The organism is Planomonospora algeriensis, from assembly GCF_977012225.1.
Genome location: NZ_CDRNDK010000410.1, coordinates 1 through 5,571, shown reverse-complemented (window position 1 = coordinate 5,571; position 5,571 = coordinate 1). Strand labels below are relative to the sequence as shown.

5 protein-coding genes are annotated in these 5,571 nt (G+C 73.5%); all 5 read left to right on the top strand.

What is annotated here, in order from left to right; genetic code table 11:
- Positions 1 to 200: 200 nt before the first annotated feature.
- The 5 genes from ACWJ6R_RS28920 (at position 201) to cutA (ending at position 5,516) form a co-directional block, all read left to right on the top strand.
- A complete protein-coding gene (locus ACWJ6R_RS28920) occupies positions 201 to 1,580 on the top strand; it encodes a uracil-xanthine permease family protein (protein ID WP_449065264.1) in 1,380 nt (459 codons plus the stop codon).
- Positions 1,577 to 2,392 (top strand): FAD binding domain-containing protein, encoded by an 816-nt coding sequence (locus tag ACWJ6R_RS28915; RefSeq protein WP_449065263.1) that lies wholly within the window; start codon positions 1,577 to 1,579, stop codon positions 2,390 to 2,392. The genes ACWJ6R_RS28920 and ACWJ6R_RS28915 overlap by 4 nt, the downstream gene beginning before the upstream one ends.
- Complete coding sequence (locus ACWJ6R_RS28910; protein ID WP_449065262.1) at positions 2,278 to 2,556, top strand: hypothetical protein; 279 nt, start codon at positions 2,278 to 2,280, stop codon at positions 2,554 to 2,556. Before ACWJ6R_RS28915 ends, ACWJ6R_RS28910 begins: the two co-directional genes overlap by 115 nt.
- Positions 2,549 to 3,046 carry a (2Fe-2S)-binding protein gene (locus tag ACWJ6R_RS28905; RefSeq protein ID WP_449065261.1) on the top strand — a complete coding sequence of 166 codons (498 nt, stop codon included), beginning with the start codon at positions 2,549 to 2,551 and terminating at the stop codon, positions 3,044 to 3,046. The genes ACWJ6R_RS28910 and ACWJ6R_RS28905 overlap by 8 nt, the downstream gene beginning before the upstream one ends.
- Positions 3,047 to 3,128: 82 nt before the next feature.
- A complete protein-coding gene (gene cutA, locus ACWJ6R_RS28900; RefSeq protein ID WP_449065260.1) occupies positions 3,129 to 5,516 on the top strand; it encodes an aerobic carbon-monoxide dehydrogenase large subunit in 2,388 nt (795 codons plus the stop codon).
- Positions 5,517 to 5,571: the final 55 nt, after the last annotated feature.

Sequence of the window (5,571 nt, the reverse complement as noted above, 5' to 3'; positions counted from 1 at the left end):
TCCGTGCCCGCGGGGCCCATCGGCGGCGCGCCCTCGCCGGGGACGCGAGGGCTCCCCTGGTCAGCGGATCAGATTTGGCAGATCATGCTGATGTACGGCCGTGTCGACGGGCCTAATGTGCCCGCAACGGCAGCGAGGATCCGCCGGAGGGAGCGCCTGCGGGGCGGCCACCGACCGACGGCCCGGGAAAGGTGGGCTTGATGGTTGCAGGTTGGACGAGACACGGAGACGGGAAGACGCTCGCGCCCGGGGAGGTCGTCAGGCCGGACGAGCGGCTGTCCTGGCCGCGCATGGTCGGGTTCGGGGCCCAGCACGTCATCGCGATGTTCGGTGCGACGTTCGTCTTCCCCCTGGTCATGGGGCTGGACCCGAACGTCGCCATCATGTTCTCCGGGATCGCGACGATCCTGTTCCTGCTCATCGTGCAGGGCAAGGTGCCCAGCTACCTGGGGACCAGCGCCTCGTTCGTGGGCGGCGTGCTGGCGATCAGGTCGCTCTTCGGCGGCGACACCCCCGCGGTGGACGCGATCGTCACCGGGGCGATCCTCGTCGCGGGCCTGGTGCTCGCCCTGATCGGCGTGGCGATGCACGTGCTCGGCGTGCACGTCATCAACCGGATCTTCCCGCCGGTCGTCACCGGCGCCGTCGTCATGCTGATCGGCTTCGGCCTGGCCTACGTGGTCGCCGACGTCTACTGGCCGCAGGACCAGTGGATCGCGCTCATCACCATGACGGTCACCTTCGTGATCATCGTGCTCTTCCGGGGGTTCATCGGCCGGATCGGCATCCTGCTCGGGCTGGTCATCGGCTTCGTCCTGTCCTGGGGCGCCGACCGGGTCTTCGGGGACATCACCGCCTACAACGCGGGCACCGGGAAGATCGACACGCACCCGCGGGTGAGCTTCGACGCGGTCGCGAGCGCCGACTGGATCGGCCTGCCCGGCATGCACTGGCCCGACTTCAAGGTCTCCGCCGTCATCCTGGTCCTCCCCGCGGTCATCGCCCTGGTCGCCGAGAACGTCGGCCACGTCAAGGCCGTCGGCGAGATGACCGGCACCGACGTCAACCCCTACATGGGCCGGGCCGTCATCGGCGACGGCGTCGGCACCGCGCTCACCAGCGCCTTCGGCGGCTCCCCGACCACCACCTACGCCGAGAACATCGGCGTCATGGCCGCGACGAGGGTCTACTCCACGGCCGCCTACTACATCGCGGCGGTGATCGCGATCCTGTTCGGCCTCTGCCCGAAGTTCGGCGCGCTGGTCGCCGCCACCCCCGGCGGCGTGCTCGGCGGCATCACCGTCATCCTCTACGGCATGATCGGCCTGCTCGGCGCGAAGATCTGGATCGAGAACCGGGTCGACTTCTCCGACCCGGTCAACATGGTGCCGGTCGGGGCGGGCATCATCCTGGCCATCGGCCCGGTCAAGCAGATGATCAGCTCCGACTTCGTGCTGGAGGGCATCGCGCTCGGCACCATCGTGGTGCTCGCCGGCTACCACCTGCTGCGGGCCATCGAAGGCCGCCGGAGAAGCCCGGCGGCCCAGGAGACCGGGCCTCGGGGCGGAGCCGCCGGGTGAAGCCACCCCCCTTCGACTACCACGCCCCCCGCACCCTCGGCGAGGCGCTCGACGTCCTGGCCGGGACCGGGGAGCACGGCAAGGTGCTCGCCGGGGGCCAGAGCCTGATCCCGCTGATGAACATGCGGCTGGCCGCCCCCGCGCACCTGGTCGACGTCAACCGGCTCGACGAGCTGGCCGTGGTCGAGGCCGATCCGGACGGGGTCCGGGTCGGGGCGCTGGCCCGGCACGCGCAGGTGGAGCGCTCCGCCGGGGCCGCCGCCGTCCAGCCGCTGCTGCGCCAGGCGCTCCGGCTGGTCGCCCACCCGGTGATCCGCAACCGCGGCACCGCGGTCGGCAGCCTGGTGCACGCCGACCCGGCCGCCGAGCTGCCGGCCGTACTGGCGCTGCTCGGCGGCTCGGTACGGCTGGCGCGGCGCGGAGGCGTACGCGACGTGGCGGCGGGGGAGTTCTTCACCGGCCCGCTGGAGTCGGCGCTCGGCCCCGGCGAGCTGGCCGTCTCCGCGTTCTTCCCCGCGCTGCCCCCGCGCTCGGGCACCGCCTTCCGGGAGGTGTCGCGCAGGCACGGCGACTACGCCCTGGCCGGGGGTCGACGGCCCTGGTCCGGCTGGTACGGGTCGACAGGGCGGGTCGCCGCCGCGACGGCGGCCTGCGTGAGCGCCGGGCCCGTCCCGGTGGTCGTCGACGTCACCGCCGCGTGCGGGGCCGCACCGGCCGGGGCGCCGACTGGGAGGCGGCGGCGCGGGCCGTGCGGGAGCGGATCGAGCCGGAGGACGACATCCACGCGACCGCGGACTACCGGCGGCACCTGACCGGGGTCCTGGCCGCCCGAGCGCTCCGGGAGGCCGCCCGCGCGGCCGTGGAGAACATCGCGGGACACGCGGCGGGGGACATCGCGGGACATGCGGCGGGGAACGGGGCGGGGAACGCCGGGGGACACGCCGGGATCGGCGGGCAGGAGGGGGCGCATGGGTGAGACGGCGCACGAGATCGCGCTGACCGTCAACGGCGTGGTCCGGCGGACCCGGGTGCCGGGGCGGCGGCTGCTGTCGGACTGCCTCCGGCACGACCTGGGGCTGACCGGCACGCACGTCGGCTGCGAGCACGGGGTGTGCGGCTGCTGCACGGTCCTGATGGACGGCGAGCCGGTCCGCTCCTGCCTGACGTTCGCGGTCACCGCCGACGGGCACGAGATCACCACCGTCGAGGGGCTCGCCGACGGGGCGCGCATGTCGCCGGTGCAGCGGGCGTTCGCCGAGTGCCACGGCCTGCAGTGCGGGTTCTGCACCCCCGGGTTCCTGTGCACGGTGACCGCGCTGCTGCGCGAGAACCCCGCGCCGACCGAGGAGGAGGTGCTGGAGGGCGTCTCCGGCAACCTGTGCCGGTGCACGGGCTACCAGAACATCGTCAAGGCCGTGCACCGCGCGGCCGAGATCATGGCGGAGGAGCGGGTGGAGGAGGTATGAGGCCCCGGAGGGCCCGTACGGCCCGTGAAGCGATCCCGGTGGGGATCCGGGCGATGATCTCCTCGGTGAGGAGCGCGGCCCGATGACCACGAGGCTCTTCGGCGAGGCCGTCCAGCGGCGCGAGGACCCGCGGCTGCTCACCGGCCAGGGCCGCTACCTGGACGACCTGGGCGCGGGCGCGCTGGCCGCGGCGTTCGTCCGCTCCCCGCACGCGCACGCCGTCGTCCGCGACATCGACGTCTCGGACGCGCTCGACGTGGACGGGCTGGTGGCGATCTACACCTGGGAGGACCTGCCGGAGCGGCTGGCCCAGCCGCTCCCGCTGCTCATCCCGCACCCGGCGCTCACCCACGGCCGCACCGCCCGCCCGCTGGCCCGCGACCGGGTCCGGCACGTCGGCGAACCCGTCGTCATGGTCGTGGCCCGCGACCGCTACCTCGCCGAGGACGCCTGCGCGCTGATCCGCGTCGACTACGACCCACTGCCCGCGGTGGTCGGGGTGGAGGAGGCCGTCCGGGGGGACCGGCTCGTCCACGACGACGTGCCCGGCAACGTCGGCGCGCACCTGGTGCAGTCGGTGCCCGCCGCGGACGGGCGCGGGGCGGCGGAGGTGATCGCGGCCGCGCCGCACCGCCTGGAGTTCCGCCTCGACATCGAGCGCAGCGCGTCCATGCCGCTGGAGGGCAGGGGGGTGTACGCCCGCTGGGACGCCGACGACGCCTCCCTGCGGGTCTACTCCAGCACCCAGACCTCCACCAGCGTGCGGATGGCCCTGGCCGCCAAGCTCGGCCTGCCGCTGCCCAAGGTCGAGGTGATCGCGCCCGACGTGGGCGGCGGGTTCGGCGTCAAGATCATGCATCCGTGGCCGGAGGAGGTCCTCGTCCCCTGGGCGGCGATGCTGCTCGGCCAGGAGGTCAAGTGGGCCGAGGACCGCCGCGAGCACTTCACCTCCTCCGCGCACGAGCGGGCCCAGGCGCACTCCGTCCGGGTCGGCTTCGACGACGACGGCCGCGTCCTCGGCCTGGACGTGACGATCCTGCACGACCACGGCGCCTACACGCCGTACGGGGTCATCGTGCCGATCATCACCTCGACCCAGCTGCCGGGGCCGTACAAGCTGGGGGCCTACCGGGTCGAGTTCTCCTCGGTCTACACCACCACCGTGCAGGTCACGCCGTACCGGGGGGCGGGCCGCCCGCAGGCGGTCTTCTGCATGGAGCGGACGATGGACCGCATCGCCGCCCACCTCGGCCTCGACCGTACGGCGGTGCGCGCGGCCAACCTCATCCAGCCCGACGAGTTCCCCTACGACCAGGGCCTGACCTTCCAGGACGGCCGGCCGCTGATCTACGACAGCGGCGACTACCCCGAATCGCTGCGCCTGCTCAAGGAGCTGATCGGCTGGGACTCCTTCGCCGCGGAGAAGGAACGCGCGGCGGCCGAGGGGCGGCGGCTGGGCATCGGCATCGGCTGCTACGTGGAGGGCACCGGCGTCGGGCCGTACGAGGGCGGCCACGTGCAGATCACCTCCGACGGCCGGGTGCACGTCTCCACCGGGCTGACCTCGCAGGGCCAGGGCCACGAGACCGTCTTCGCGCAGATCGCCGCGACCGAGCTGGGCGTGCCGCTGGAGCGGGTCTCGGTGGTCACCGGCGACACCCGCAGGTTCGGCTACGCGGTCGGCACCTTCGCCTCCCGGGCCGCGGTGATGAGCGGCAACGCCATCGCGCTGGCCTGCCGGAAGGTCCGCGAGAAGGCGCTGCGGATCGCCGCCGACGCGCTGGAGGCCGACCCGCGCGACCTGGAGATCACCGACGGGCTGGTGCACGTCGCCGGGGTGCCGACCGCCTCGGTCCCGCTGGCCACCGTGGCGGTGCTGGCCAACCCGCTGCGCTACGCCTTCGACGACGAGGCGGCCCGCGCCACGCAGTTCGCGGGCGCCTCGCCGCCGGACCGGCCGCCGGTCGCCGAGGGGGAGGAGCCGGGCCTGGAAGGACGCGGCTACTACTCGCCGATCCGCTCGACCTTCGCCTCCGGCATGCACGCGGCGATCGTGGAGACCGACCCGCTGACCGCCGAGATCCGCATCCTGCGCTACGCCGTGGTCCACGACTGCGGCAATCTCGTCAACCCGATGATCGTCGAGGGGCAGATCCACGGCGGCGTCGCCCAGGGCGTCGGCGGCGCGCTGTACGAGCGGATGGTCTACGACGAGCACGGCCAGCTGCTCAACGCCTCGTTCATGGACTTCCTGATGCCGTACGCCACGGAGGTCCCGCACGTGGAGACCGCGCACCTGCAGACCCCCTCGCCGCTCAACCCGCTCGGCATCAAGGGCGCGGGCGAGGCCGGGGTCATCCCGGTCTCGGCGGTGATCGCCTCGGCGGTCGAGGACGCCGAGGGCATCCCGGTCATGAAGATGCCGATCTCCCCCTCGGAGTTGTTCGACCTGCGCCGCGCCGCGCCCTGACGCGCGGACTCCCCGGGACGGGTACGGCTACGCCGCCCGGTCCGCCGGGTCGCCG